Annotated in this window: 19 protein-coding genes; 6 read left to right on the top strand and 13 right to left on the bottom strand. The window is 66.6% G+C overall.

Features of this window, described 5'->3' with window-relative positions; genetic code table 11:
• Window positions 1-5 precede the first annotated feature (5 nt).
• The 6 genes from JOF48_RS16190 to JOF48_RS16165 form a co-directional block, all read right to left on the bottom strand.
• Window positions 6-992 carry a ComEA family DNA-binding protein gene (locus JOF48_RS16190; RefSeq protein WP_209682283.1) on the bottom strand — a complete coding sequence of 329 codons (987 nt, stop codon included), beginning with the start codon at window positions 990-992 and terminating at the stop codon, window positions 6-8.
• Window positions 993-1,049: 57 nt separating this feature from the next.
• Window positions 1,050-2,099: a DegV family protein gene (locus tag JOF48_RS16185; RefSeq protein ID WP_209682280.1), complete on the bottom strand. Its 1,050-nt coding sequence runs from the start codon at window positions 2,097-2,099 to the stop codon at window positions 1,050-1,052.
• A gap of 123 nt (window positions 2,100-2,222) precedes the next feature.
• Window positions 2,223-4,727, bottom strand: coding sequence for a leucine--tRNA ligase (gene leuS, locus JOF48_RS16180; protein WP_425353743.1), 2,505 nt, complete (start codon window positions 4,725-4,727; stop codon window positions 2,223-2,225).
• Window positions 4,728-4,944: 217 nt separating this feature from the next.
• Entirely contained in the window at window positions 4,945-6,459 is a 1,515-nt protein-coding gene (gene glpK, locus JOF48_RS16175) for a glycerol kinase GlpK (RefSeq protein WP_209682278.1), read from the bottom strand.
• A 94-nt stretch (window positions 6,460-6,553) separates the two neighbouring features.
• Window positions 6,554-7,294, bottom strand: coding sequence for an MIP/aquaporin family protein (locus tag JOF48_RS16170; protein WP_209682274.1), 741 nt, complete (start codon window positions 7,292-7,294; stop codon window positions 6,554-6,556).
• An 89-nt stretch (window positions 7,295-7,383) separates the two neighbouring features.
• A complete protein-coding gene (locus tag JOF48_RS16165; protein WP_209682272.1) occupies window positions 7,384-9,210 on the bottom strand; it encodes a glycerol-3-phosphate dehydrogenase/oxidase in 1,827 nt (608 codons plus the stop codon).
• A 68-nt stretch (window positions 9,211-9,278) separates the two neighbouring features.
• Between JOF48_RS16165 and JOF48_RS16160 the strand changes: the two genes are divergently transcribed.
• From JOF48_RS16160 to JOF48_RS16135, 6 genes are all read left to right on the top strand, one after another.
• Window positions 9,279-10,289 (top strand): sugar-binding transcriptional regulator, encoded by a 1,011-nt coding sequence (locus JOF48_RS16160; protein WP_209682269.1) that lies wholly within the window; start codon window positions 9,279-9,281, stop codon window positions 10,287-10,289.
• A gap of 18 nt (window positions 10,290-10,307) precedes the next feature.
• Window positions 10,308-11,141 (top strand): aldo/keto reductase, encoded by an 834-nt coding sequence (locus JOF48_RS16155; RefSeq protein ID WP_209682267.1) that lies wholly within the window; start codon window positions 10,308-10,310, stop codon window positions 11,139-11,141.
• An 8-nt stretch (window positions 11,142-11,149) separates the two neighbouring features.
• Entirely contained in the window at window positions 11,150-12,103 is a 954-nt protein-coding gene (locus JOF48_RS16150) for an alpha/beta fold hydrolase (RefSeq protein ID WP_425353742.1), read from the top strand.
• Between the two features lie 65 nt (window positions 12,104-12,168).
• Window positions 12,169-13,227, top strand: a complete 1,059-nt coding sequence (locus JOF48_RS16145; RefSeq protein WP_209684673.1) for a glycosyltransferase family 4 protein — start codon at window positions 12,169-12,171, stop codon at window positions 13,225-13,227.
• Entirely contained in the window at window positions 13,224-15,746 is a 2,523-nt protein-coding gene (locus JOF48_RS16140; RefSeq protein ID WP_209682264.1) for a hypothetical protein, read from the top strand. Before JOF48_RS16145 ends, JOF48_RS16140 begins: the two co-directional genes overlap by 4 nt.
• A 153-nt stretch (window positions 15,747-15,899) precedes the next feature.
• Complete coding sequence (locus JOF48_RS16135; protein ID WP_209682261.1) at window positions 15,900-18,278, top strand: hypothetical protein; 2,379 nt, start codon at window positions 15,900-15,902, stop codon at window positions 18,276-18,278.
• A 232-nt stretch (window positions 18,279-18,510) separates the two neighbouring features.
• On the opposite strand, the gene JOF48_RS16130 is transcribed toward JOF48_RS16135, so the two are convergent.
• The 7 genes from JOF48_RS16130 to pyrF all read right to left on the bottom strand — a co-directional run bounded on the left by JOF48_RS16130 (window position 18,511) and on the right by pyrF (window position 25,659).
• On the bottom strand, window positions 18,511-20,664 hold the full coding sequence (locus JOF48_RS16130) for a primosomal protein N' (protein WP_209682258.1): 2,154 nt from the start codon (window positions 20,662-20,664) through the stop codon (window positions 18,511-18,513).
• A 186-nt stretch (window positions 20,665-20,850) separates the two neighbouring features.
• On the bottom strand, window positions 20,851-22,053 hold the full coding sequence (gene metK, locus JOF48_RS16125) for a methionine adenosyltransferase (protein WP_209682255.1): 1,203 nt from the start codon (window positions 22,051-22,053) through the stop codon (window positions 20,851-20,853).
• A gap of 84 nt (window positions 22,054-22,137) precedes the next feature.
• Window positions 22,138-23,433 (bottom strand): bifunctional phosphopantothenoylcysteine decarboxylase/phosphopantothenate synthase, encoded by a 1,296-nt coding sequence (locus JOF48_RS16120; RefSeq protein WP_209684671.1) that lies wholly within the window; start codon window positions 23,431-23,433, stop codon window positions 22,138-22,140.
• A gap of 29 nt (window positions 23,434-23,462) precedes the next feature.
• Window positions 23,463-23,720, bottom strand: coding sequence for a DNA-directed RNA polymerase subunit omega (gene rpoZ, locus JOF48_RS16115; RefSeq protein WP_203315046.1), 258 nt, complete (start codon window positions 23,718-23,720; stop codon window positions 23,463-23,465).
• 35 nt (window positions 23,721-23,755) lie between these two features.
• On the bottom strand, window positions 23,756-24,370 hold the full coding sequence (gene gmk, locus JOF48_RS16110) for a guanylate kinase (RefSeq protein WP_209682253.1): 615 nt from the start codon (window positions 24,368-24,370) through the stop codon (window positions 23,756-23,758).
• Window positions 24,367-24,687, bottom strand: a complete 321-nt coding sequence (gene mihF, locus JOF48_RS16105; protein ID WP_209682250.1) for an integration host factor, actinobacterial type — start codon at window positions 24,685-24,687, stop codon at window positions 24,367-24,369. Before mihF ends, gmk begins: the two co-directional genes overlap by 4 nt.
• Before the next feature lie 111 nt (window positions 24,688-24,798).
• Entirely contained in the window at window positions 24,799-25,659 is an 861-nt protein-coding gene (gene pyrF / locus JOF48_RS16100; protein ID WP_209682248.1) for an orotidine-5'-phosphate decarboxylase, read from the bottom strand.
• Between the last annotated feature and the right edge of the window lies 1 nt (window position 25,660).

The following is a 25,660-nucleotide window of genomic DNA, read 5'->3' as shown; positions in this document are numbered from 1 at the left end:
GCCGGTCACGACACCGCCACCAGGCTGCGGAGGTTCTCCAGCAGTTTGGCGCCGATGCCCGGGACGGCGTCGAGCGCGTCCACGGAAGAGAACGGGCCGTGCCCGGTGCGCCATTCGACGATCCGCTGCGCCAGCACCGGACCGATGCCCGGGAGCACATCCAGGTCCGCGGCCGTGGCCGTGTTGACGTTGACGGGCCCCAGGGGCGCCGCCGCCCCCGCGCCGCCGGCTGCCCCGCCGGCCGCGCCCGGTGCAGCTGCCCCGGTGCCGGGGTTGGATTGCGGATTGGCCGCCTGCTCCTGTGTCAGAACCACAATCTGCTGCCCGTCGCTGATGGGGGCGGCCAGGTTCAGGGCTGCAAGGGCTGCCGTCGGCAGTGCGCCTCCGGCCGCCTCGACGGCCTGGAAGATACGGCTGCCTTCACCCAGCACAAACACGCCCGGGTGGTTGACCGCCCCCACAACATGGACCGTCAGTCCGCCCGCCGCGATTTTCCCTGTCCCGGCACCGCCCGCGCCCTGAGAGGGGCCCGTCCCCGGGGCCGCCTCGTCCACTCCCCCGGCGGCATTCCCTGGTACATCTCCCGCGCCGGACTGGACCCCGGAATCGGCCATGGCCTGTGGCTCTGACGTTCCAGTCGCCATGGGCGGCACGGTCACGGCGGCCGCACCGGCGGAACCGCGCTGCGCCGACACGCCCTGGACACCCGCGGCCTCAAGCCACAGCACGCCCAGGGCCGCCGCCAGCATTGCCAGGACCACCACGAGGGCCCGGAGGGAGACAACCCAGCGGGGCCCGCGCATCCTGCCCGCGGACGGAGCGGGCACGCCGGAACCGCCGGGCAATTCGAACGGAACGGACCCGCCAAACCCGCCTGACACCCTCGAGCGGCCAGACGCGCCGGGCTGCCGGGGCGCACCGGCGCGCCGGCCGGAGGCACCGCCGTGCGGGGCCTCCGGGGGCCAGCTGAACTCCTCGCCTGCGCCTGTCATGCAGCCACAGTAGGCCTCCCGCGCCACCCCTGGCAGGGCGGCAGGGCCGATTGTGGACTAGCCGGCGTCCGGCTCCTCCTGTGGAGGAATGAGTGCGTCGGCAACCACAACAACCAGCACGCCCAGGCCGGCGTGGGCGGCCAGCACGGCCGGCAGCCGCGTCAGGGTTGCCGCGGCCAGCCCGGGGGAGGCCAGTTCAAGGGACTCGCCCAGGGCCAGCGCCTGGGCCTCGTTGCCAAAGTGGTGGATGCTGATTTGCGTGGCTTCCGGGCCCCGGGCGGCGATGTCGGCGGCCGCCATCTCCTGGAGCCGGGCCACCGCCTTGGGTGCCGAACGCACCTTTTCCAGGGGAACAATGCCACCGTCCCGGATCCCCAGGAGCGGCTTGATGTCCAGGACCGTGCCCAACCACGAGGAGGCAAGGCTGATGCGCCCGCCGCGGCGCAGCTGTTCCAGGCTGGGGACGTAGAAGTATGTGGCGGTTGCCGCCACCGCCCGGTTGCACTCCTGCACCACCGCCGGGACGCCATGCCCCAAAAGCGACGCCGCCACGGCCGCCTGCACGCCCGTGCCCTGGCCCATGCCAACCGTGCCGGAATTCAGCACATGGACGGGTATGGGAGAACGTTCCGCACCCAGCATCGCCGCCTCAAAGGTGCCCGACAGTTTGGTAGAGAGGTGCACGGAGACGATCTCGTCAAACCCGGCCGCCGCAACCTGCCGGAAGGCGCGTTCAAACTGCCCGGGTGAGGGGCGGGAGGTCTTGACCGGCTTACCGCTGGCCAGGGCGAGGGAGATGTGGGTTTCCAGCTCCACGTCGTCATCGGAGTAGACGTTGTCTCCGATGATGACGGGAATGGGCACAACGGTCAGCAGTCCCGTGAGGGAGATCCCGGCAACCCATTCCGGAGGCAGTGCGGCCGCGGAATCAGTCACAACGGCGATCCTGGGCTTGGGCGGGGCGCCCGCCTTCGGCTCCTGCTGGGCGGCCCGTGGCCGCATGCGTCCGACCTGCTGGCGCAGCCAGTTGCGCGCAGCACCCTTCTCGGGCGTGGCGCCGGTTTCGGCCGCGCGCCCCTTCCCCGGCACGGGGTCCTTCTCGTTCATGGCGTTCATCCCCTCACAAAAAGGCCTTCACTGGCCGCCCCGACACGCAAAAGTGCCCTGCCCTGTGCGGGCGAGGGCACTTTTGCACTGTATCAATGGTGTCTGCGGTGTCTCTCGCGCTGCCTAGGCAGGAACGATATTGACCAGCTTAGGCGCACGGACGATCACGGTGCGGATGGCGGCGCCGTCGAGCGCCTTTTGCACGGCCTCCGAGGCCAGGGCCAGCTCGCGGAGATCGTCCTCGGAAATGTCCGGGGCGACTTCCAGGCGGGCACGGACCTTGCCCTTGATCTGGACGATCGCCGTGATGCTCGCCTCCACCAGGAGGGCCGGATCGACGGCGGGGAAGCCCGCGTTGGCAACCGATGCCGGATGGCCCAAGGTCTCCCACATGTCTTCGGCCGTGTACGGGGCAAACAGGCTCAACACGATGGCAACGGCTTCGGCGGCCTCGCGCACGGCGGGGTCGGCTGCTCCGGCTCCGGAGTCGATGACCTTGCGCGTGGCATTGACCAGCTCCATGAGCTTGGCAACGACCACATTGAACTTGTGGCCTTCCAGGAGGGCCTTGGCGTCATGCACGGTGTGGTGGGTCAGCGACCGCAGGGCAGCATCGCCGCCGGCTGCGTCCGTCCCCGGGGCGCTGGCAACGTCGCGGGCCAGGCGCCAGGCGCGGGCCAGGAACTTCGCGGAGCCCGACGGCGAAACATCCGCCCAGTCGACGTCGTCCTCCGGGGGTCCGGCAAAGACCATGGTGAGGCGGACGGCGTCGACCCCGTAGCGGTCCAGCTGCTCGCCCAGGTCGACACCGTTGCCGAGGGACTTGCTCATGGCCTTGCCGCCGTTGAGCACCTGGCCCTGGTTCAGCAGGGCGCTGAAGGGCTCGGTGGCGTCCAGCAGGCCGAGGTCGTGGATGACCTTGGTGAAGAAGCGTGCGTAGAGCAGGTGGAGGATTGCGTGCTCCACGCCGCCCACGTACTGGCCCACGGGCATCCAGTCGTTGACCTTGGCCGGATCGAAGGGGCCTTCCGTGAACTGCGGGGAGACGAAGCGCAGGAAGTACCAGGAGGAGTCCACGAAGGTGTCCATGGTGTCGGTGTCGCGCTTGGCGGCGCCGCCGCACTTGGGGCAGGCGACGTTGACCCAATCCTCGGCCGCGGCCAGCGGGGAGGTGCCCTTCGGGGACAGTGCCTCGCCGCGCAGGTTGTCCGGCAGGCGCACGGGCAGCTGGTCGTCCGGCACCGGGACCTCGCCGCAGTCGGGGCAGTGGATGATGGGGATGGGTGTGCCCCAGAAGCGCTGGCGGGAGAGCAGCCAGTCGCGCAGGCGGAAGTTCACGAACTTCTCGCCCGTGCCCAGCTTCTCCAAAATCTCAATGGCGGCCGGGATGGCATCGGACTTGGACAGTCCGTTGAGTTCGCCGGAGTTGATCAGGGTGCCCTCGCCGGTGGTGGCGGTGCCGGTCACGGCGGGGTCCTCGGCGCCGGTGTCCAGGACGGCCCGGACGGGCAGGCCGAAGGCCTTGGCGAAGTCGAGGTCGCGCTGGTCGTGGGCGGGGACGGCCATGATGGCGCCGGTGCCGTAGTCGGCCAGGACGTAGTCGGCGGCCCACACCGGCAGCTTCTCCCCGGTCAGCGGGTTGACCGCGTAGCGGCCCGTGAACACGCCGGTCTTGGGGCGTTCGGTGGACTGGCGCTCGATGTCGCTCAGTGCCTTGACCTGCTCGCGGTAGTCGCTGAGGGCCTCAGCGTGCTCGGCCGTGACCAGGTCCAGTGCCAGCGGCGCATCGGCGGCGACAACGAAGAACGTTGCACCGTAGAGGGTGTCGGGGCGGGTGGTGAAGACGGTCAGCTCCTGCTGGACCTTCTCCTCCCCGGCGGCCTCAATCACGAAGGTCACATGGGCGCCCTCGGAGCGGCCGATCCAGTTCTTCTGCATGGCCAGCACGCGGTCCGGCCAGTGGCCCTTCAACGCGTCCATGTCATCGAGCAGGCGGTCGGCGTAGTCGGTGATCTTGAAGTACCACTGGTTCAGGGACTTCTTGGTGACGATGGTGCCGCAGCGTTCGCAGGCGCCGTTGACGACCTGTTCGTTGGCGAGCACGGTCTGGTCCTTGGGGCACCAGTTGACGGGTGAGTTCTTGCGGTAGGCCAGTCCGCGCTCGTGGAAGCGCTTGAACAGCCACTGCGTCCACCTGTAGTACTCGGGGTCGGAGGTCTGCAGGCGGCGGGACCAGTCCACGGAAATGGCGTAGCGCTTGAACGACTCCGCCTGCGTGTCGATGTTGGCGTACGTCCACTCGCTGGGGTGGGCGTTGCGCTTGATGGCGGCGTTCTCGGCGGGCAGGCCAAAGGAGTCCCAGCCGATCGGGTGCAGCACGTCAAAGCCCAGCTGGCGCCAGTAGCGCGAGACCACGTCGCCCATGGCGAAGGCCTCGGCGTGGCCCATGTGGAGGTCGCCGGAGGGGTACGGGAACATGTCAAGGACGTAGCGGCGTTCCTTGGATCCGTCATCAAGCGGTGCGAAGACATTTAGTTCATCCCACACGGCGGGCCACTTGGCCTCCATGGAGGCGAAACTGTAGACGCCCTCTTCGCTGTTCTCTTCAGTCTGGGACTGCACGCTCACGTACCCTGCCTTTTCATTCATCAATGGCTTGCTGGTCATTCCTGCTTTTTACACACAAAAGCCCCTCGACATAGCAAGGGGCGGCCGCGGTGTTGCTCGCGGCTAGATAAGAAGGAGGAATGTATGCACCCCTTTACTTTACCGCACTTAAAGCACGACGGCGGGAGGCCGCCTTTTGCTGCAAAGGTGGGCTCCCGCCGTCGTGCTTCATGCCTTGTTACTTGACGTCCTCGTCAACCCAGTCCATGGACTTGGTGACGGCCTTCTTCCAAAGGCGCATCTGGCGGTCGCGCTCGGCGGCGTCCATCTGCGGCTCCCAGCGCTTGTCCTCTGACCAGTTGCTGGAGAGTTCGCCCAGGTCCTTCCAGAATCCGACGGCCAACCCGGCAGCGTAGGCTGCGCCGAGGGCGGTGGTTTCGGTGACCTTCGGGCGGATGACAGGGACGCCGAGGATGTCGGCCTGGAACTGCATCAGCGCATCGTTGGCGACCATGCCGCCGTCGACCTTCAGCTCGGTCAGGTCGACACCGGAGTCGGCGTTGACGGCGTCAAGCACCTCGCGGGTCTGGAAGGCGGTGGCCTCCAGTGCGGCCCGGGCAATGTGGTTCTTGTTCACAAAGCGGGTCAGTCCGACGATGGCGCCTCGGGCGTCGGCACGCCAGTACGGGGCGAAGAGGCCGGAGAAAGCGGGGACGATGTACACGCCGCCGTTGTCCTCGACCGCTGCCGCGAGCTCCTCCACCTCGGGGGCGGACTTGATCATGCCGATGTTGTCGCGCAGCCACTGGATCAGCGAGCCGGTGACGGCGATGGAGCCTTCCAGTGCGTAGTGCGGTGCGGCGTCGCCGAGCTTGTAGCCCAGCGTGGTGAGCAAGCCGTTCTTCGAGTGGACGATTTCCTCTCCCGTGTTGAAGATCAGGAAGCAGCCGGTGCCGTAGGTGTTCTTGGCCTCGCCGGTGCCGAACGCGGCCTGTCCGAACGTGGCCGCCTGCTGGTCGCCGAGGATGCCGGCGACCGGGACCTCGCGCAGCAGCTGGCTGCCGTGCACGGTGCCGTAGACCTCGGAGGAGGACTTGATGGCGGGCATCATGGACAGCGGCACGCCGAAGATGCCCAGGATCTCCTCATCCCACTGGAGGGTTTCCAGGTCCATGAACAGGGTGCGGGAGGCGTTGGTCACGTCGGTGATGTGCACGCCGCCGTCGGTGCCGCCGGTCAGGTTCCAGGTGACCCAGCTGTCGGTGTTGCCAAAGAGCAGGTCCCCGGCCTCCGCCCTTTCACGGGCTCCTTCGACATTGTCCAGGATCCACTTGATCTTGGTGCCGGAGAAGTAGGTGGCCAGCGGCAGGCCCACCTTGGCCTTGAACCGTTCCACGCCGCCGTCGGCAGCAAGCTGGTCCACGATGTCCTGGGTGCGGGTGTCCTGCCAGACGATCGCGTTGTAGACCGGGACGCCGGTGTTCTTGTCCCAGACGACTGCGGTTTCGCGCTGGTTGGTGATGCCCACGCCCACGATGTCATGGCGGGTCAGGTTGGCCTGGGCCAGGGCCGTGCCGATGACCTCGCGGGTGTTGTTCCAGATTTCGGCGGCGTCGTGCTCCACCCAGCCAGCCTTGGGGAAGATCTGCTCGTGTTCCAGCTGGCCGGTGGAGACGATGTTGCCGTCGTGGTCAAACACGATGGCGCGGCTGCTGGTGGTGCCCTGGTCGATGGCGATTACGTACTGAGACATCTTTGTTTCCTTTGCTTAGTGCTTCACATTGCGAACGGGTTCAGCTGGCCCGGCATGCGGCCAGCGGTTCGGTTTGAGACCTGGCTGCCGGGTGTCAGCCAACCACGAGCGGCAGCCAGCTGGCTGCAAGGCCGCCCAGTGCGCCACCGACGAGGGGGCCCACCACGGGAACCCAGGCGTAGCTCCAGTCGCTGGAACCCTTGCCCTTGATGGGCAGGAGTGCGTGGGCGATGCGGGGTCCGAGGTCACGGGCAGGGTTGATGGCGTAACCGGTGGGACCACCGAGGGATGCGCCGATGCCGACGATCAGCAGGGCGACGGGCAGCGGCCCAAGTTCGGCCGGTCCGTTGCCCAGCATGAGGATCACGAACACCAGGACAAAGGTGCCGATGATTTCCGTTACGGTGTTCCAGCCGTAGTTGCGGATGGCCGGGCCGGTGGAGAACACGCCGAGCTTGGTGGCCGCATCCGGCTCACCGTCGAAGTGCTCCTTGTAGGCCAGCCAGCAGACGACGGCGCCAAGGAATGCACCGAGCATTTCCGCACCGAAGTACGTCATGGTGGATGCAAACGTGACGGCCACGTCCGGGGCGTACTCCGCCTTGCCGTTGGCCAGCAGGCCCACGGTCACGGCCGGGTTGAGGTGTGCACCCGACTTGGCGGCGACGAAGACACCGGCCATGACGGCCAGGCCCCAGCCCCAGTTGACGAGCAGGAAGCCGCCGGAATTTCCTTTGGTGCCCTTCAGTGCGACGTTTGCAACGACGCCGCAACCGAGAAGGGTGAGCATCATGGTGCCCATGACCTCGGATGCGAACACTATGCCAAGAGACATCTTTGTACTCCTTGTGTTTGGTTAGTTACTGCAGGAAGGACCCACCCGTTCGGATGGGGCCTCTTGAGCCCCCTTTGCCCCCAGGGGCCTTAGGCAATCAAGCTTTGGACCTGGACACCGTGGAAACGGGCCAGAACATCTTTGCTTTGGGCGATCTCGTCAGCCACGCGGGCCGCGTTCCAGCCCAGCGGGCCTGCCAGCGCCTCCGCCGTCTCGGCGAGCAGTTCGCTCGTGACCAGGCCGCGGAAGGCGAGCGATGTGCGGCGGATCATGACGTCGATCAGGTGCCCGACCTGCTCGTTCTCCACCATGAAGGCCACCTCACGGTCGCTGAGCTCACTGGTTGAGTTGAAGACGGTGTCCTTGCCGCGGCCCAGGTACTCGATGACGTCCGCGGCACGGGTGCCGTAGCGGGTCAGGAGCACGCCGGAGCGTGCGGCGTCCACCGACTCGCTCGTGTGGGAGGCGATCCAGGACTCAATGCCGGCGTTGCTGGTCGGGAAGTTTACACCGCCGCCGATGGGCAGCTTTGCCGTGGATGTCTTCCGGGGCGTGCCCACAATGGCCAGGACGTCGTTGGCCATGTGCTCGGCCAGGGCCCGGAACGTGGTCCACTTGCCGCCCACCAGGCTCAGCACGGGCACAACCTTGCCACCGATGGTGCGGTCTGCGCGTTCGATCCGGTAGTCGCGGGAGACAAAGCCGGGTGCGGTCTCGTCGTGGCGGGGCAGCGGACGGACGCCGGAGAAGCTGTAGACGATCTCGTCGCGGGTCACGAGGATGTTGGGGAAGACGTGCCCCACGAGATCGAAGAAGTAGTCGATCTCCGCCTCGGTGCACACGGCGTCCTTGGTCATGTCCGCGTCGATGTCCGTGGTGCCCACCAGGACACGGTCGCCCATGGGGTAGATCAGCACGATGCGCCCGTCGGTGTGCTCGAAGAAGATCTCCCGGCCTTTGCAGGCGGCCAGCAGTTCGGGGTGGTCCAGGACGATGTGTGATCCCTTGGTGCCGCCCATGAAGCGGGTGGCCGCACCCATGTCCGCGTTGGTCATGTCCACCCAGGCGCCGGTGGTGTTGACGATGACGTCGGCCGTGAAGGTGAAGGTCTCGCCGGTGAGCTGGTCGGTGAGCTCAACGCCGTCGTCCGTGACAGCCGTCAGCGCAACATAGTTGGTGGCGCGCGCCTGCTCGACACCGGGCGCGGCGGCGCCGGCCTTTTCCCCGTCCTGCAGGACGTCCAGGGTGAGGCGTTCCGGGTTGTGGACGGAGGCGTCGTAGTAGGTGGCCGCGTACTTGATCTCCGGGTGCAGCTGCGGCATTTCGGCCAGTGCTTTTTTGCGGCCCTTGAAGTCATGGCGGGGAACGGTGCCGCCGTCGCGGGAGAAGGAGTCGTACATGGTCAGGCCGGCCTTGATGAGGAACGCCCCGCGCTCCTGGGGCTTGCCCTGCTTGTGCGTCAGGAAGCGCATGGGGGCGCTGAGGATGCCGGAGAAGGTGCTGAAGATCGGGATGGTGGTCTGCAGCGGCTTGACATAGTGCGGCGCAATTTTCAGGAGGCCGTTGCGCTCAACCACGGACTCCTTGACGAGGCGGAACTCGCCGTTTTCAAGGTAGCGGATGCCGCCGTGGATCATGTGGGAGGACGCCCCGGAGGCGCCCTGGCAGTAGTCGCCCCGCTCCACGAGCGCCACGTCGACGCCCTGAAGGGCCAGGTCTCGGAAGGTGCCGACGCCGTTGATGCCGCCGCCAATGATCAGGACCTTGGCGTGCGGGCGTTCCTTGAGGGCTTCGACCTGCGGGCGGGCCAGTGGCTGCACGCCGGTTGAGTCCTGGTTTTTGTCTGCCTTGCCTAAGATGCCCACAACGACCTCACTTGCGTCACGTTCCGTGGCGCCTTGTGCGCCTCTTCCCATTATTGTTTGAATAGACGGAAAATATAGTCAACCGGTTTGCACAAACGTGCAGAAAGGCGTTGCTTCTCATGCCAACTAAGCGGATTAAGCAGCAGGATGCGCTGCGTGCTGCACAAATGTACTACTTGCAGGACCAAACCATGGATGCGATTGCACGGGAGTTGCGCACGTCCCGCTCAACTGTTTCCCGGCTCCTGTCCATGGCGCGCGAGACTGGCCTGGTGCAAATCCAGATCAAGACCCCGGCGGACCGCGCCCCCGACCTGGAACGGGTCATCCGCAAGCGCTACAAGGTGGAGGTCCATGTCGTGCCGGTCTCCGACATGCTCAGCGAGGTCGAGGTGCTGGAGCGGGTCAGCATGCAGGCAGCCCGGACCATCGGCCCCCTCGTGGACTCGAACGCCGTGGTGGGCGTCGCCTGGGGCTCCACAGTCAGCACGGTCAGCCGCCACCTCACCAGGAAGACCACGCACGGCACCACGATCGTCCAGCTCAACGGGGCCGGCAACACGCAGACCTCCGGCATCACCTACGCCTCGGAAATCATCCGCCGCTTCGGCACCGCCTACGGGGCGAAGGTGGAACAGTTCCCGGTCCCGGCCTTCTTTGACCGGGCCGAAACAAAGGCGATGATGTGGCAGGAGCGCAGCGTCCGCCGCATCCTGGACCTGCAGGAGCGCATGACGATCGCCATCTTCGGGGTGGGTTCCATGGATGCCGACATCCCCAGCCACGTCTACAGCGGCGGCTACCTTGACTCCACCGACCTCGAGGCGCTTGAGGCCAGCGGTGTCGCCGGGGACGTGGCCACCGTGTTTTTCCGCTCCGACGGCAGCGACGACGGCATTGTGCTCAACGAGCGCACCAGCGGGCCCAGCCTGGACAGCCTGCGGAGGGTCCGGCGCCGGATCTGCGTGGTGTCCGGCAGCAAGAAGATCACCGGGCTGCGAGGTGCCCTGGCCGCCGGGCTCGCCACGGACCTCATCCTGGACGAGACCACCGCCCGTGAACTGGTGGAGCAGGACAGCGCCGCCACGGACCCCATCTTCGGCTTCCTGCACGGCCTTGACGGCGCCTGAAACGGTAGGCTCGTTGGTATGCAACGCTCCCCCAAACACACACTGAACAACGGCACGGCCATCGATGTCCTCGGCTACGGCGTCTACAAGGTCCCCGCCGACGACTGCGCCGCACTGGTCTCCACGGCCATCGATGCCGGCTACCGCACGGTGGACACGGCCTCCCTCTACGCCAATGAGGAGGGCGTCGGTGCGGCGGTCCGCGGCGCGGTGGCTGCCGGCACGCCGCGGGAGGAGCTGTTTGTCACCTCCAAGGTGTGGAACACGGAACAGGGCTACGACTCCACCCTGGCCGCCTTTGACGCGAGCATGGAAAAGCTCGGCCTGGACTACCTGGACCTGTACCTCATCCACTGGCCCGCCCCGGCGCGCGAACTGTACATCCCCACGTACAAGGCCCTGGAGTCCCTGTACCGCGACGGCCGGGTGCGGGCCATCGGCGTAAGCAACTTCGAGCCCGAGCACCTGCACCGCCTGCTTGACGCCACCGACGTGGTGCCGGCCGTCAACCAGGTCGAGCTGCATCCGTGGCTGGCGCAGGTGGAACTGCGCGAGCTGCATGCCTCGCTGGGCATCGCCACCCAGGCGTGGAGCCCGCTGGCCCGCGGCGCCATTTTCACCGACCCGGTGCTTGCCTCCGTGGCCGCCGCAGTGGGCCGGTCCGTGGCCCAGGTGGTGCTGCGCTGGCATGTGCAGTCGGGCCACCTGGTCATTCCCAAGGCCAGCTCTGCGACCCGCATCGCCGAGAACCTGGACGTGTTTGGCTTTGCCCTCAGCGACGCCCAGATGGCCGAGATTGACTCCCTGGACCGCGGGCAGCGGTCCGGCTCGCACCCCAATGAGGTCAACTAGCCGTGGCCCTGAAGTTCCTGCCCTTCAAGCGAAGTTCGACGGCGGACGGCGCACCCATCGCCGTGGACCTGGCGGACCGGGCCACCGCTCGCACCGCGGACTGCTCCGGCACCCGGGTCCACTACTGGGAGTATGCCCCGGCCTGTGACACGCCAGCCAGCCGCACGATCGTCATGGTCCACGGCTTCCGCGGCGACCACCACGGCCTCGAGAGGGTGGTGGAGCTGCTCCCCGAACACCGCATCATCATGCCCGACCTCCCCGGCTTTGGCGCCTCCCCCGCGTTTGCCCCGGGCACCCACGGAACTGGCCGGCACGACGTTCCGGGCTATGGTGCCTTCCTCGCCAGCTTCCTGGACACACTGGGGCTCGGCCCGGACACAGTCCTGCTGGGCCACTCCTTCGGCTCCATCGTGACAAGCCACTTTGTTGCGGCCAACCCGGGGCGCGTCTTCCCGCTCATCCTGGTCAACCCCATCGCCTCCCCCGCCCTGGAGGGGCCCAAGGGCGTCATGACCAAGCTGGCGGTCTTCTACTACTGGGCCTCTGCCAGGCTGCCGGCCCGGCTGGGCAATGCGCTGCTGCGCAGCAAGCTGATTGTTTACGTCATGAGCGTGACCATGGCGAAGACGCGCGACAAGGCGCTGCTGGCCTTCATCCACGGACAGCACCACGCCTACTTCAGCGGCTTCGCCAACCGGGACATGCTGCTGGAGGCATTCCAGGCATCCGTCAGCGGAACCGTCCGGGAGGTCGCAGCCAAACTGGCGCTGCCCACCCTGCTCATTGCCGGGTCCGAGGACGAGATTGCAACCCTTCCCAACCAGCACAAGCTGCTTGGGCTGCTGCCCGACGGTGAACTCGTGGTCATCGACAAGGTGGGCCACCTGATCCACTACGAGACGCCGGAGCCCGCCGCCGAGGCCATCAACAACTTCCTGGAAAGGCACCCCGCCCCGTGACCCCGCCCGTCCCCCCACAGCAGCACGCCGGCGAAACACCGGCCGGCACCCGGCCGCGCATCGTCATGGATGCCAGGTTCACCCGCATGGACCACCACGACGGCATCAGCCGCTACGGCGCAAGCCTCATGGCCGCCGTCGCACCTTATGCGGATGTGACAATGCTCATTCATGATGAACGCCAGCTGGCGCTGCTGCCGGACTTGCCTTGGGTGAAGGTCAACTCACCGCTGTCCCCCATGGAGCTGTTTGTGGCCCGGCACGTGAACAGGCTCGACGCCGACCTGGTGTTCTGCCCCATGCAGACCATGGGCAGCTGGGGGCGCAAGTATCCGCTGGTGCTGACCCTGCACGACCTCATCTACTACGAGCACCCGGCTCCCCCCGGCTTCCTTCCCGCGCCGGTGCGCCTGCTGTGGCGTCTCTACCACAAGGCGTACTGGCCGCAGCGGGTGCTGCTCAACCGTGCCAATGTGGTGGCGACCATCAGCAACACGACACTCTCGCTGATGGGCAAACACCGACTGACGAAGAGGCCCGTCCGCATCATCGGCAACGCTCCCCAGGGTGAACGGACGCCGCGGGACCCGTCGGTGGCGCCCGAGAAGTCGCTGGCCTACATGGGTTCGTTCATGCCGTACAAGAACGTGGAAACGCTCATCCGCGGCATGGCAGGGCTGCCCGACTTCACGCTGCACCTTCTCAGCCGCATCACCCCCGGGCGGCGCGCGGAGCTTGAAGCGCTGGTGCCCGACGGGGCGCAGGTGGTGTTCCACAACGGCGTGTCCGACGCGGAGTACGACGAGCTGCTGCTGCGCACCACTGCCCTGGTCACCTTGTCCAAGGCCGAGGGCTACGGGCTGCCGCTCGTTGAGGCCATGGCACTGGGCACCCCCGTGGTGGTGGCCGACACCGACATCTTCCGGGAAGTCGGCGGCACGGCAGCGCACTATGTGGCAGCCGATTCGCCGTCGGGCTTCTCCGCAGCGGTGCAGGCGCTGGCAGAGCCGGGCCAATGGGCTGCAAGCTCCATGGCATCCGTGGCCCAGGCGGCCACGTTCAGCTGGGATTCCTCCGCACGGGAGCTGCTGGCGATCGCGGAGGAGCTGCGCACCCAGCCATGACGACCCAGCTCATTGGGGTCCGGAAGCGGCCTCATTTTGGCCTGCCCTGGCTGGCCTTCATCTTAAGTGTTGCGACGGCCGGCTTTGGCATTGCAGGGGTGCAGGCCATGACGGCCAACAAGCCCGCCCAACTGGAGATCATTGTCGAGGGCAGCAATCACCCGTACGGGATCAATGCCCAGACCGTTGCTGCAGCATTGCCGGGGCCGGTTGCCACGTGGCGGCCAATGCGGCTGCTCGTGACGGATCGCTTGCTGAGCCATGACGAACTCAGCGGCCGCAGCAATCCGGGTGCCGACGCCATCCTCAGCACGGCACTGACGCCCCTTGACACCTCCCAGCTGGCCGCTGCTGAGCGACCGCCGGAGCGGCGTTTCACAGGCGCAGGGATCTACGGGCATTCTTCGGGTGAGGCCCGCTACGACAGATTTGATCTGGCCGACGCCTATAGAGACAACCTTGCCCTGGGTCACGGGCCTGGGGCCGTGGCGGCTGCAGCGCAACGCACCGCCGACCTTGTGGACCGCGGGCCCATACAAGACCTTGCGTTCTGGCTCACCGGCTTTGTTGCTGGGCTGGTTCTTTCCATCGTTGCCCTGGCGTGGTCGCTGTCGCGGCGGCGTCGCCGTGAGCAGCTCTTCCACAGCCTCGCTGCGGCGCAAAGCCAGCTGGCCGGCGTCGTGCTTGAACTCGAGGCACTCGAGGCGAGCTACCACAGTGCCGTGGACCAAGACGAAAATTCGGCCCTCGCTGCGACGTGGGCCGTGATCCGGGACGATTCGCTCGCCTTGGCCCGTACCGAGGACGCCACCGTGGCCGCCGCCTACGACTCCCGGCTGGCACTGCGTCAGGACACGCGCACCATGGTGGCCGACTTTGCCACGAAGGCTGCGCGGCTGGCACGGGAAGCGGAGGCGCTCATGGCGGCCAGCTCTGTTCGGGGTGGCTTTGCCGGTGGCCGCAGTGTCTTGGAGCGCCTGGCTGCGCCGATTGCCTTGGGCGGCAAGGAGCTTCTTGCCACGCTGGAGCAGCGGCCGGGCAGCGTCATCAGGGAAAAGCGTGTGGCCGCCCTGCGGACAGCGTTGGAGACACTGCTTGGCGTGCCGGGACGTGGAGGGCAAAGCGCGGCAACAATTGCCGCCTGGCGGGCTGGCGAAACCGAGCTCCTGCGCCAGGTCAGCTCAATCAACCGAACGCTCCGCCACCACCTCAAGCATCCGCTGGCCCGCAGCAAACGCCAGTACGATGACCACAGCGAGATCCGGCGCGGCCTTGGACTGCCGCCAGCCCTCTCACGCGATCTGCTGGCCGCGCTCGACATGGCGAATCTGGCCCTGCCGGAGGTCTTTGACAAGGTGCGGGGCATCTCGAATCGAGCCTCGGCCGGCTCCGTCGTGGCTGGCGTGGCTGCTTTCGTGGGCGGTTTGGCCATCCGGGATAAAACCGTGTGGATCATTGGAAGTGCCGCCACTGTGGTGGTCGCCATGATCGTTAGTGGCAGCGTCCTGGCCGGGCTGGGTGATTCGCCGCAATGGGAACTCAAGGGCAAGCAAGGACCGGCATCGTTGCTCTTCGATGGGGACACCACCGGCCTCGACACGGACTACATTCGCAGAAACGTGGCCACCGCGTTTTCGCGTCCGATGCATATTACAGTGGCCATCCGCGATGCGGACGAGTATCTGAGTGCCCTGGGTGAGTCACCCGACTATGGCGCCGTGGGTGAGAATGATCCACAGGTGTTGTTCGATGCCCTATGGCGCATCAAGCAGGAGTTTCCGGCCCTGCTGGAGCCGGAAAGCTTGGAAATGTCTGCCGAGCAGGCCATCATTCCTGTTTTCCGCACCGCCGATGACAGGTTCAGTGCCCCGACGGTGATCACCGGCGCCTTGGCATTGGGCAAGGTCTCGTGGCTCAACGACGGGCGCTGGAAACACGGCATATACGGCTTCAGCGACTATGGCGACTACGGCGACTACAAGATCGTCGATGCCCTTGAGGACCTTGCCAGGGGGCTCCAAAACAACGGTCTCCAAGAACCTCGCATTGGATCGGGCCTGAAATTCTGGTTGCTGACCCTGGCAGTGTCGCTGTCTGCACTCCTGCTTGTCCTCGTCATCTACTACGGTTCACTCATGTCTACGCAACTGGGCCGCTTTGGCCGAAGCTCCGCGAACCTCCGTGCCGCCAACCGGACACTGGAAAAGCTCATGCTGGGACTGGATGAGTCCCGACTGAACGCGGTAATGCTCCTGGGCGCCGGCCCGGCCGCCAACAGCGCCGAAACCGGCCAACGCATTTTCGAGGGCGCACTCGCCATGGCCTGGCGTCTGCGGGATTCCCTCTCCGCAACTCCCCTGGCACAGCGCCTCAGTGCAGACTACGCGGCCCAGGTCAGCAAGCTGGCCGATCTCGCCACGGCCTTGGCCACCAGTGACAACGACGTGCAACGGCAAAGCCGCAGGCTCCTGGACGCCAGCTTTGGCAGGCCCCCCAACGCCCCGCACAGAAAACGCTAAACTCACGCGGTTGCCTCCCCCTTCGACGAAGTATGTGAACACATGAGCATTTCCTTGATCCGTGCCCGGCGCAAGCCACACTTTGGGCTGCCGTGGTTGGCCGTTCTGCTGGGTGTGGCAACTGCAGCCTTTGCCATGCAGGGCTGGACATCCATGGCGGCCACGAAGACAGCCCAGCTGGAGATTGTCCTTGAGGGCACCGAGCATCCGTATGGGATCAGTGCCGAATCGCTTGCTGCCGTCATGCCGCAGCCAATCACCACGTGGCGCCCGCTTCGCCTAATCGTCACCGACAGGTGTCTGCGCAGTGACGAAAAAAGGGGCGGGCTCGATTTGGGTGCCGACGCCATACTGACAACCAAGACTTCAAGCCTGGAGAGTTTGCCGGGCTCCAAGGATGACAACCTGCCGGACCAGCGCCATGCCGGCGCCGCCGTCGACCCACGGCTGGACAGCTACAACAATTCGTTGGCCGAAGAGGTCGCCGATTCCTATTCAGACAACGTGGTACTGGGCCATGGCCCCAAGGCCGTAGCCGCAGCGGCAGAACGTGCAGCCACCGTCCTGGATGAAGCGCCCCTGCAAGATCTTTCCTTCTGGCTCGGTGGCACAATCATTGGGCTGGCTCTTTCAATCGCAGCCTTGGCGTACTCGCTCTCCCGGCGCAGGCGCCGTGAGCAGCTCTTCCATAGGTTGACGAAGGCACAAAGCCAATTGGCCGCCGGCGTGCTTGAACTGGAGGCGCTCGAGGCGAGCTATTGGACGGCCCAAAAGCAGGGTGGAACAGCCGGGCTGGACACCACGTGGACCGATATTCGCGAGGACACGCTCGCGTTGGCGCGCACGGAGGACGCAACCATGGCAGCTGTTTACAGCGCCCGGACGGCTTTGAGAATCGAGACCGAAACAATGGTTTCGCAATTCGAACGCAGCGCACAGACGCTGGAACAGAAAGCCGCGGCGCTCAGCAACGCCAGCACCGTGTGGAGTGGATTCAAGGGGAGCAGCGGCGTTTTAGATCAGTTGGCCATGCCTATCGCGCTGGCAGGCCGTGCACTTTTGGTGGAGCTCAATGACCGTCCTCCCGGCGTCATCGCCGAACACCGGGTGAAGTGGCTGAGCAGTTCACTGGAATCCCTGCTAAGCGTTCCCGGCAGTGGAACTGGCGGTACCGAGACTCTCGCCGCGTGGGGCAAGGCCGAGCTGGAACTCCTTCGCAGCGCGAAGGCAGCTGCCCGCACACTCGTCAAAAAGGTCCGGGGGCCCGTCCCGCCACCGGCACCGGCCACACAGGATTTCAGCCAACTGCGCAAAAGCATGGGACTGCCCCCCACGCTCTCGCAGGATGTGCTTAGTGCCATGGAAACGGCGATGGCCGCATTGCCACTCGTTGTGGCGCGGAACCATGAGCCCCTGCCCCGCACCGATTCGCGGAGAACTCCATCTACGCGCGCCACCCAGACACCCGTGGAGTTCCTGCGCGAAAAATCCACCATTTTTGTTGGCGGCGGGGCCATTCTGGTCCTGTCATTCCTCGCCAGTACCTTCATCGTTGCTGCCTCCGACGACGGACCCACTTCCAAGCTTGCCGGCCAGCTGCCACCAGCGTCGGTCCAATATGACGGAGACACCTCCAACATTGACATAGATCTGATCGAAGGGTACTTTCAAAATTCTTTTTCAGATTCCGTTCACATAACCGTGGCAGTGCGCGACGCCAAGGACTATCTCGGCATTCCTGGCCATGGTGCCGACCATGGTCCCTTCGAGGAAATAGACCCTGAGAAGTTCCTTGCCGCGCTGTGGCGCATCAAGGCCGAGTTCCCGCAACTGCACGATCAACATGGCCTTGAGCTGCAACTCGACCAAGCAATCATTCCCGTTTTTCGTAGCTCCGGTAACTTCTTCAGCGCCCCAACAGTCTTGCCAGGAGCAGTTTCCAGAGGCGAGGCGGCGTGGAATGGAAATCGCCTCTTCGGCCTGAGCAAAATCTACTTCTCAAACAACGGTGGCGTTGAAGTTGGCTCCGCAATGCGAGATCTTGCCCGCGGCCTGCAAAACAACAACTATGCCGAGCCGCAAATTAGTGAAGCTGCAAAGCTGTTGCTCCTGACAACGACCATTGCACTGAGCCTGGCGCTCCTGGCCATGGCAGCAATCTACGTATCCGCCATGTCGACCCGACTCGGCCGTTTTGGCGTCAGGTCGGCCGAACTGCGGTACACAAACAAGGAACTGGACAGGCTCTTGCTGGGTCTGGACGAGACCCGGATCAACGCCGTGGCAATCCTCGGCACCGGGCCCTCCGCCAACAGCGCCGAAACCGAACAACGGATCTTCGAAAGCGCCCTCACCATAGCCTGCCGCCAGCGCGATGCCCTGGCCGCCACTCCATTGGCAGGGCGCCTCGACGGGGACTATTCGGCTCAAGTGGAACGATTTGTTCACCTTGTCGCAGCCCTCACCGGCACCGATTCGGACGTTGAGCGGCGCAGCCAAAAACTCCTCGCCGGCGTGCGGACAGCAAGGTAACCTTCCCCACGACAGCGAATCACTTCTGGCGGCCATTCCACAGGCTTGGTATCAGCTCCGGCATGGAGAACGACGGCACTGGGCTTCTCGGGCACAAAGCGGGGGTTGCGCCTCCCGTCCTTTCGCCTGTTCACCACCGTTTCGGTGACCGAGCCTGTGGCCGCGGCAGCGCAGGGCCAGAACTGACCGCGTGCCAGGAGAATGTGCCAGAGTTGATACAGGGTCGGAGGGGTTAAAGGACGTCGAGGCCGTCGCACCGCACCTGCACCGGCGAGCCGATCCTGCGTGCGGCATTGGCAGCCTTCAGCGCCCGGATGTCGGCCGTGACCTGCGCAGCCATGGCGTAGGGAAAGAGCAGGATGGTCCTGTAGTCGGGCACCTCATCCGTGGCCGGCCCGGCCAAGGGAGACATGACCGGCGCGGGCCCGATGCTGCGCACGGCTGCCGGCAGCTTCAGGGCCGCCTCAAAGGCTGCCACGTCGGATTCGGACCCGGTCAATGATGCCAGGCGCATGGCGGGCGGCAGTCCCAGCTCATGGCGCAGGGCAAATTCCCGTTCCGCGTGGCCTGCCGGGTCCCAGCGGACCAGCGCGGCGACCTCCACGGATTCCTCCGCCGTGACCACCACCATGCCGCCGTCCCTGGCCGGCTTAACAAGCGCCGCGGCATTCATCCAGCGCCGCAGCGCCTCCTCCCCCGCCCTCAGCGATTCACGGCGCAGCATGGAGTCGCCGTCGAGCAGCAGGGCGGCGGCGTAGCCGTGCGGGGCCACGGGTTCGGCACCGATGGTGGCCACCACGATCGAGGGCCTGTCCGGAACCGTGGCCTTGATGTGGTCGCCCGACGAGGACACCACGGGAACGGAGGGAAAGGCCCGCCCCAGCTCCTCGGCTGTCCGCAGGGCGCCGACGGCGATGGCCCGCAACTGGTTGAATCCGCACGTGGGGCAGCTGAAGGCGGTTTCGGCCTGCCCGCACCACTTGCAGGTCACCATGGTGGAGGAGGAGCCCGGGGCCCGCGACTGCATGAGCGGCCCCGTGCAGTGCCGGCACCTGGCCACTTCCCGGCAGCGCTGGCATGCCAGCCCCGGCGCGTAGCCCGTCCGTGCCACCTGGACCAGGACCGGACCGAATTTCAGGGCCGCCTTGGCCGTGGCCCAGGCACGGTGCGGCAGCCGCGCCAGTGCGGCGGCCGGGTCCCGTTCCTGCTCGAAGGAATCGGAGGTGCTGATGACCCGGGCCGTGGCCTTGCGCACGGCGGGGCGGGCGGCGGTGATCTCCTGGGCCCAGCCCGTGGCCACCAGCCGCTGGGATTCGGTGCTGCGGCTGTGGCCGGCCATGAGCACGGCCGCACCTTCCACCTCGGAGCGCAGCAGCAGCACGTCGCGGCTGTGCTGGTACGGTGCCCGGCGCTCAACATGGAGTTCGTCGCCGTCGTCCCAGCACACCACGAGCCCCAGGTCCGCGACGGGTGCATAGGCTGCCGACCGCGTGCCGATCACGATCCTTACGTCCCCGGACAAGACCTTTAGGAAGTTGGCGTAGCGGGCGCTGGGGCCGTCGTCTGCGGTGAGCTTGACGAAGCTGTCCGCCGGCAGCATTGATGCGAAGGCCCGCTCGAGCAGGTCGAGGTCGCGCAGGTCGGGCACCACCACAATGGCGCCACGGCCGGAAAGCTGGCAGTACGCCACAACCTGGGCCACCTGGTGCTGCCATGAGCCGGCGCCGTAGCCCTGTAGGGCTCCCAGGACGCCCTTGGGGCTCTCCCCCATGGCCAGCCGGGTGAGAAAGTCCTCGGCATGCGGGTAGTCGGCGAAAAGCGAGTGGCCGGGCCTGGGCGCATCCGGCATGTCCGGCACCGGCTCGGGAGGTGCCCCCGGGGCGCCGGCAGCGGCAGCCGCCGCAGCGTCGACGGCCAACTTTTTCAGGTACACCTTTTCCAGGCTGGCAACACGCGGGGGAACGGCGACGCGCAGGACATCGGCGACGGTTCCGCAGTAGCGTGCTGCCACCCGGTGGGCCAGCTCCAGGACCTGCGGTGCCAGCACGGGCACGGCCGAGTACACGCGTGCGAGCGGAACCAGCCGCTCGCTCTCGGAAACCGCAGCCCGCGCCACCAGGAAACCGTTGAGGTCCTGGCCGGAAAACTTGACCCGCACCCGCACTCCCGGCTGCGCCTCGGCGTCGAGCTCGAGGGGCACGGAGTAGTCGAAGATCCGGTCCAGGTGCGGCAGCGGCGAGTCGATGACCACGTGCGCCACGGGCAGGGACGGGGCCAGGACCACGCCGCTGTGGGGGTCAGCCACGCGTTCCTTCGCCACAAAGCCGCTGAGCAGGCTCATCTGCACGCCCTCGCCGGGTGCGTCATGATTCAGTGCATCAGCCATGAGGTCCTCCCGGGATGTTGTGTGCAGCGGCGGCCATGCTGCACGGCGCCTTAAAACAAGCTAAGCACAGTGCACCGACATGATGCCGGTGCACTGTGCTTGGCTGTGGACAATGTCCGATTGTGGACAGCGGATGCTGGCGAACAGTGCCCGCGTGGAAAACTGCCGCCGGCCGCTGTGGCGCGCCTAGGCGTTGAAGAAGGCCTTCAGCGCATCCACCCGGTCAAGGTTTTCCCACGTGAAGTCGGCGTCGTCGCGGCCGAAGTGGCCGTGGGCGGCTGTCTTGGCGTAGATGGGGCGCTTCAGGTCCAGGCTGTCGATGATGGCTGCCGGGCGCAGGTCGAAGATGGCGGCGATGGCGTCCTCGATGCGGCGGGGGTCGACGGTTTCGGTGCCGAAGGTCTCAACATAGACACCCACCGGGCGGGCCACGCCGATCGCGTAGCCGACTTGGATCTCTGCGCGGGCGGCCAGGCCGGCAGCCACGACGTTCTTGGCAACCCAGCGCATGGCGTAGGCGGCCGAACGGTCAACCTTGGACGGGTCCTTGCCGGAGAACGCGCCGCCGCCGTGGCGGGCCATGCCGCCGTAGGTGTCCACGATGATCTTCCGTCCGGTCAGGCCGGCGTCGCCCACCGGGCCGCCCACCACAAAGGGGCCGGCCGGGTTCAGGAAGGTCTTCACATGGGAGATGTCCAGTCCGGAGGCGGCCATGACGGGGTCGATCACAAATTCGGCAAGGTCTGCGCGCAGCCGCTCCAGGGACGTCCCTTCCGCATGCTGGCTGGAAATGACGACGGTGTCGACGGAGACGGGCACGTCGCCGTCGTAGCCGATGGTGACCTGGGTCTTGCCGTCGGGGCGCAGGTAGGCGAGCTCGCCGGACTTGCGCACATCCGTCAGCCGCTCCGACAGGCGGTGCGCCAGGTAGATGGGCGTGGGCATGTAGGAGGCGGTCTCGTTGCTGGCGTAGCCGAACATCAGGCCCTGGTCGCCGGCGCCCTGGGAGTCGTATTTGTCCACGGCGGTGCCCTCGCGGACCTCGAGGGCGTTGAACACGCCGTCGGAAATGTCCTGGGACTGCTGGCCGATGGAGACGGATACGCCGCAGCGGGCGCCGTCGAAGCCGTTGGCCGAGGAGTCGTAGCCGATGTCCAGGATGGTGTTGCGCACGATCTGCGGGATTTCGACGTACGCGTTGGTGGTCACCTCGCCGGCAACATGGACCAGGCCGGTGGTGGCCATGGTCTCCACGGCCACGCGGGAGTCCGGGTCTTCCGCGAGCAGCGCGTCGAGGATGGCGTCGCTGATCTGGTCACAGATTTTGTCGGGGTGGCCCGCCGTCACGGATTCGGAGGTAAACAGGCGCAGGGGATTTACTGAAGTCACGTATCTACTTTACTTGGATTGGGGTGCCCGCGCCGCCCGCAGGACTTGGACGGTCACATAGTGGCCAAAACGTGTGAAAGCTGGCTAGGGTGCGCCAAGGCGTCCGGCAATGACGCGCACGACGGCGTCTGCCACCTCGCGCTTGGACCCTCCGGCCAGCACGGGGCCCGCTCCGTCAAGGGCGATGATCTCGACCTGGTTGCTGTCCCGGCCAAAGACGCGCTCGCTGCCGGTCTCTCCCGGGCCCACCTCGTTGACCACGAGGAGGTCGCAGCCCTTGCGGCGCAGCTTGGCTTGGGCGTAGGTGCGGGCATCGGCCTCGTCGTCGCCGGTTTCGGCGGCAAAGCCGACGATGAGCTGCTGCTGGTTTTGCGCTGCACGGTGGGCCACGATTTCGGCAAGGATGTCCGGGTTGCGGACCAGGGTGATGACGGGGTCGGCCACGTCGTCGCGCTTCTTGATCTTGCCGGTGGAAATGTTGGCCGGCCTGAAGTCCGCCACGGCGGCGGCCATGATCACGACGTCGGCGGAGGCGGCTGCGGCAAGTGTTGCAGACCGCAGTTCCAGGGCCGTCTCAATGGGCTGCAGCCGCGCGCCGGCAGGAGCAGGCACCTCCAGGGGGGCATGGACGAGGGTGACGTCGGCGCCGGCGGCCAGTGCCGCTTCGGCGAGGGCCACGCCCTGCTTGCCGGAGGACTTGTTGCCCAGGTAGCGGACGGGGTCGAGGGGTTCGCGGGTGCCGCCGGCTGTGATGAGCACGTGCTTCCCGGCGAGCAATCCTGACAACGGTCCGGAAGCTTCCGGAGCCGTGCCTGCTTCAGCGCCGTCGTGCTGCGGGGAGTCCTGGGCCGGGCCGGGTGCAACCAGGGCCATGGCGGCGGCGAAGATTTCTTCAGGCTCGGGCAGCCGGCCGGGACCGCTGTCGACGCCGGTGAGGCGTCCGACAGCCGGGTCCAGCACGTGCACGCCGCGGGAGCGCAGCGTGGCCACATTGGCCGCCGTGGCGGCATGCGCCCACATTTCCGTGTGCATGGCCGGGGCAAAGAGCACAGGCCCGCGCGCCATGAGCAGGGTGGTGGTGAGGAGGTCGTTGGCGTGGCCGCCGGCAGCCTTCGCGAGAAGGTCTGCCGTTGCCGGCGCCACCACGATCAAGTCGGCCTCATGGCCGATCCGGACGTGGTTGACCTGGTCCACGGCGTCAAAGACATTGTTGGTGGCGGGCCGCCCGCTCAGGGCTTCCCACGTGGCAACGCCCACGAAGTTCGTGGACGCGTCGGTGGGGATGACCGTGACCTGGTGGCCGGCCTCCGTGAAGAGGCGCAGCAGCAGGGCCGCCTTGTAGGCGGCGATGCCGCCGCCCACCCCCAAAACAATGTTCAGATTAGGCACCGTGGCGCTCAAGGATCCGCTTACGCGGTCTCGACGGGGGTGGAAACCAGCAGGCCCTCTTCGATTTCGCGGAAGGCGATGGAGAGGGACTTCTCGTTCAGCTTGGTGTCGACGAGCGGGCCGACGTACTCGAAGAGGCCCTCGTGGAGCTGGGCGTAGTAGGCGTTGATCTGGCGGGCGCGCTTGGCACCAAAGATGACCAGGCCGTACTTGTTGTCGGCAGCTTCAAGCAGTGAATCAATCGAGGGATTGATGATGCCTTCGGGTTGTGTAGTCAATTACTTCTCCAAAAATCTAAAAGGGTTGGTACAGGTTATGCGGTGTGGCGGGGGGTGAGCCCCATCAGGTCAACCAGTGCCGCTGCAGCCCGGCTGACTTCATCGTTGACGATGACATAATCAAATTCCGGCGCGGCAGCAAGTTCCAGTTTAGCGGTTTCCAGGCGGCGGTGCTGTTCCTCGGCGGTTTCTGTGCCGCGGCCCACGAGGCGGCGGACCAGTTCGTCCCAGCTGGGCGGTGCCAGGAACACGAAATCGGCCTCCGGCATGGCCTCCTTCACCTGGCGGGCGCCCTGCAGGTCGATCTCCAGCAGCACCGACTTTCCGTCCGCGACGGCGGCCTCCACCGTGCTGCGCAGGGTGCCATAGCGGTTCACGCCGTGGACCACTGCCCATTCGAGGAGGTCCCCGTGCCCGATGAGTGCGTCAAAGTCTTCGGCCGTCTTGAAGAAGTAGTGCACGCCCTCTTCCTCGCCCGGGCGGGCCGGGCGGGTCGTGGCGGAGACGGAGAGCCAGACATCCGGGTAGTTGTCCCGGATGAACGTTGACACGGTGCCCTTGCCGACGGCGGTGGGCCCGGCCAGGACGGTCACGCCGCTGCGGGGCTTGGTGCGGACGGTGTGCTCGGCGGGCACGGCGGGGGCGCTCACGCCTCCGGCCCCAGGTATTCCAACAGGGCCCGGCGCTGGTGCACGCCCAGGCCACGCACCCTGCGGGTTGGGGCTATGCCCAGCTCGCTCATGATCACAGTTGCACGTACCTTTCCAATGCCCGGGAGGGCTTCCAATAAGTCACACACTTTAAGTCTGTCCAGGGCGGGCTCGGCCGCGGCCGTCTCCAGGATGGCCGTGACGGAGGTCCGCCCTGTCTTCAAATCTTGTTTTGCCCGGGAGCGCAGGGTCCGTGCCGCGAGTGCCTTGTTGCGAGCGTCTTCCCGGTCCTGCGGGGTCAACTGCGGCAAATTCACGTAACGGACTCCCTGTTGATGGCGCTCCCCGGTGCGGGAGGCGTGCGATGGTGATTCATCGAACCTATCCGCACCGGGGGCGCAAATCAATCGGGGCGTGCCCGGCGCAGGCTACAAACCCGAGAGGGTTTCGGCAGTGGCGGCGCGCAGGGCCGCGATATCGGGCCCTGCCGCCAGGATGCCGCGGCTGGAGGTCGCCAGCACGGCCGGGTAGGCCGCGCCGAACGTCTCACGCATGTCGGCACCCGTGGCGCCCTGGGCCCCCAGGCCCGGGGCCAGGATGGGTCCGTGGACGGCGGCAAGGTCGATCCCAAGGTCCGACAGTGCCGTGCCGACGGTTGCCCCGACCACAAGGCCGACGGAGCCCAGCGCCTGGCCTGCATAGCGCTGGTTTTCGACGGCGGCCGCCTGCACAATGTGCTTGGCCACCGATTCGGCACCGCCCACATGCTGCACGCTGGCGCCCTCCGGGTTGGAGGTCAGCGCCAGCACAAACACGCCGCGGCCGTTGTCTGCCGCAAGGTCCAGGGCCGGGCGCAGCGACTCAAAGCCCAGGTAGGGGCTCAGTGTCACGGAGTCCGCGGCCAGGGCCGAGCCGTCGCGCAGCCAGGCGTCGGCGTAGCCGGCCATGGTGGAGCCAATGTCCCCCCGCTTGGCGTCGGCGATTGACAGCACGCCCGCCTGCGACGAGGCGGCAAGGAGCTCCTCCAGGACGGCCAGGCCGGCCGAGCCGTGGCGCTCGTACAGCGCCACCTGCGGCTTGACGGCGGCGGCCAGCGGGGCCACCGCCTCCAGCACCGCCAGGGAGAAGCTGCGCAGGCCCTGGACGGAGTCGTCCAGGCCCCAGGCGGCCAGCAGGCCCGGGTGCGGGTCGATGCCCACACACAGGGGCCCGCGGGCCGCCATCGCGCCAGCCAGCCGGGAACCAAAGGTGCCCGGGGCACCCGGGCGGGCGCCGCCGTCGTGCTTCATG

This window comes from Arthrobacter stackebrandtii, assembly GCF_017876675.1.
Classification (GTDB): domain Bacteria; phylum Actinomycetota; class Actinomycetes; order Actinomycetales; family Micrococcaceae; genus Specibacter; species Specibacter stackebrandtii.
The sequence above is the reverse complement of the archived record's forward strand: the minus strand, read 5'-3'. Positions and strand labels throughout refer to the sequence as shown.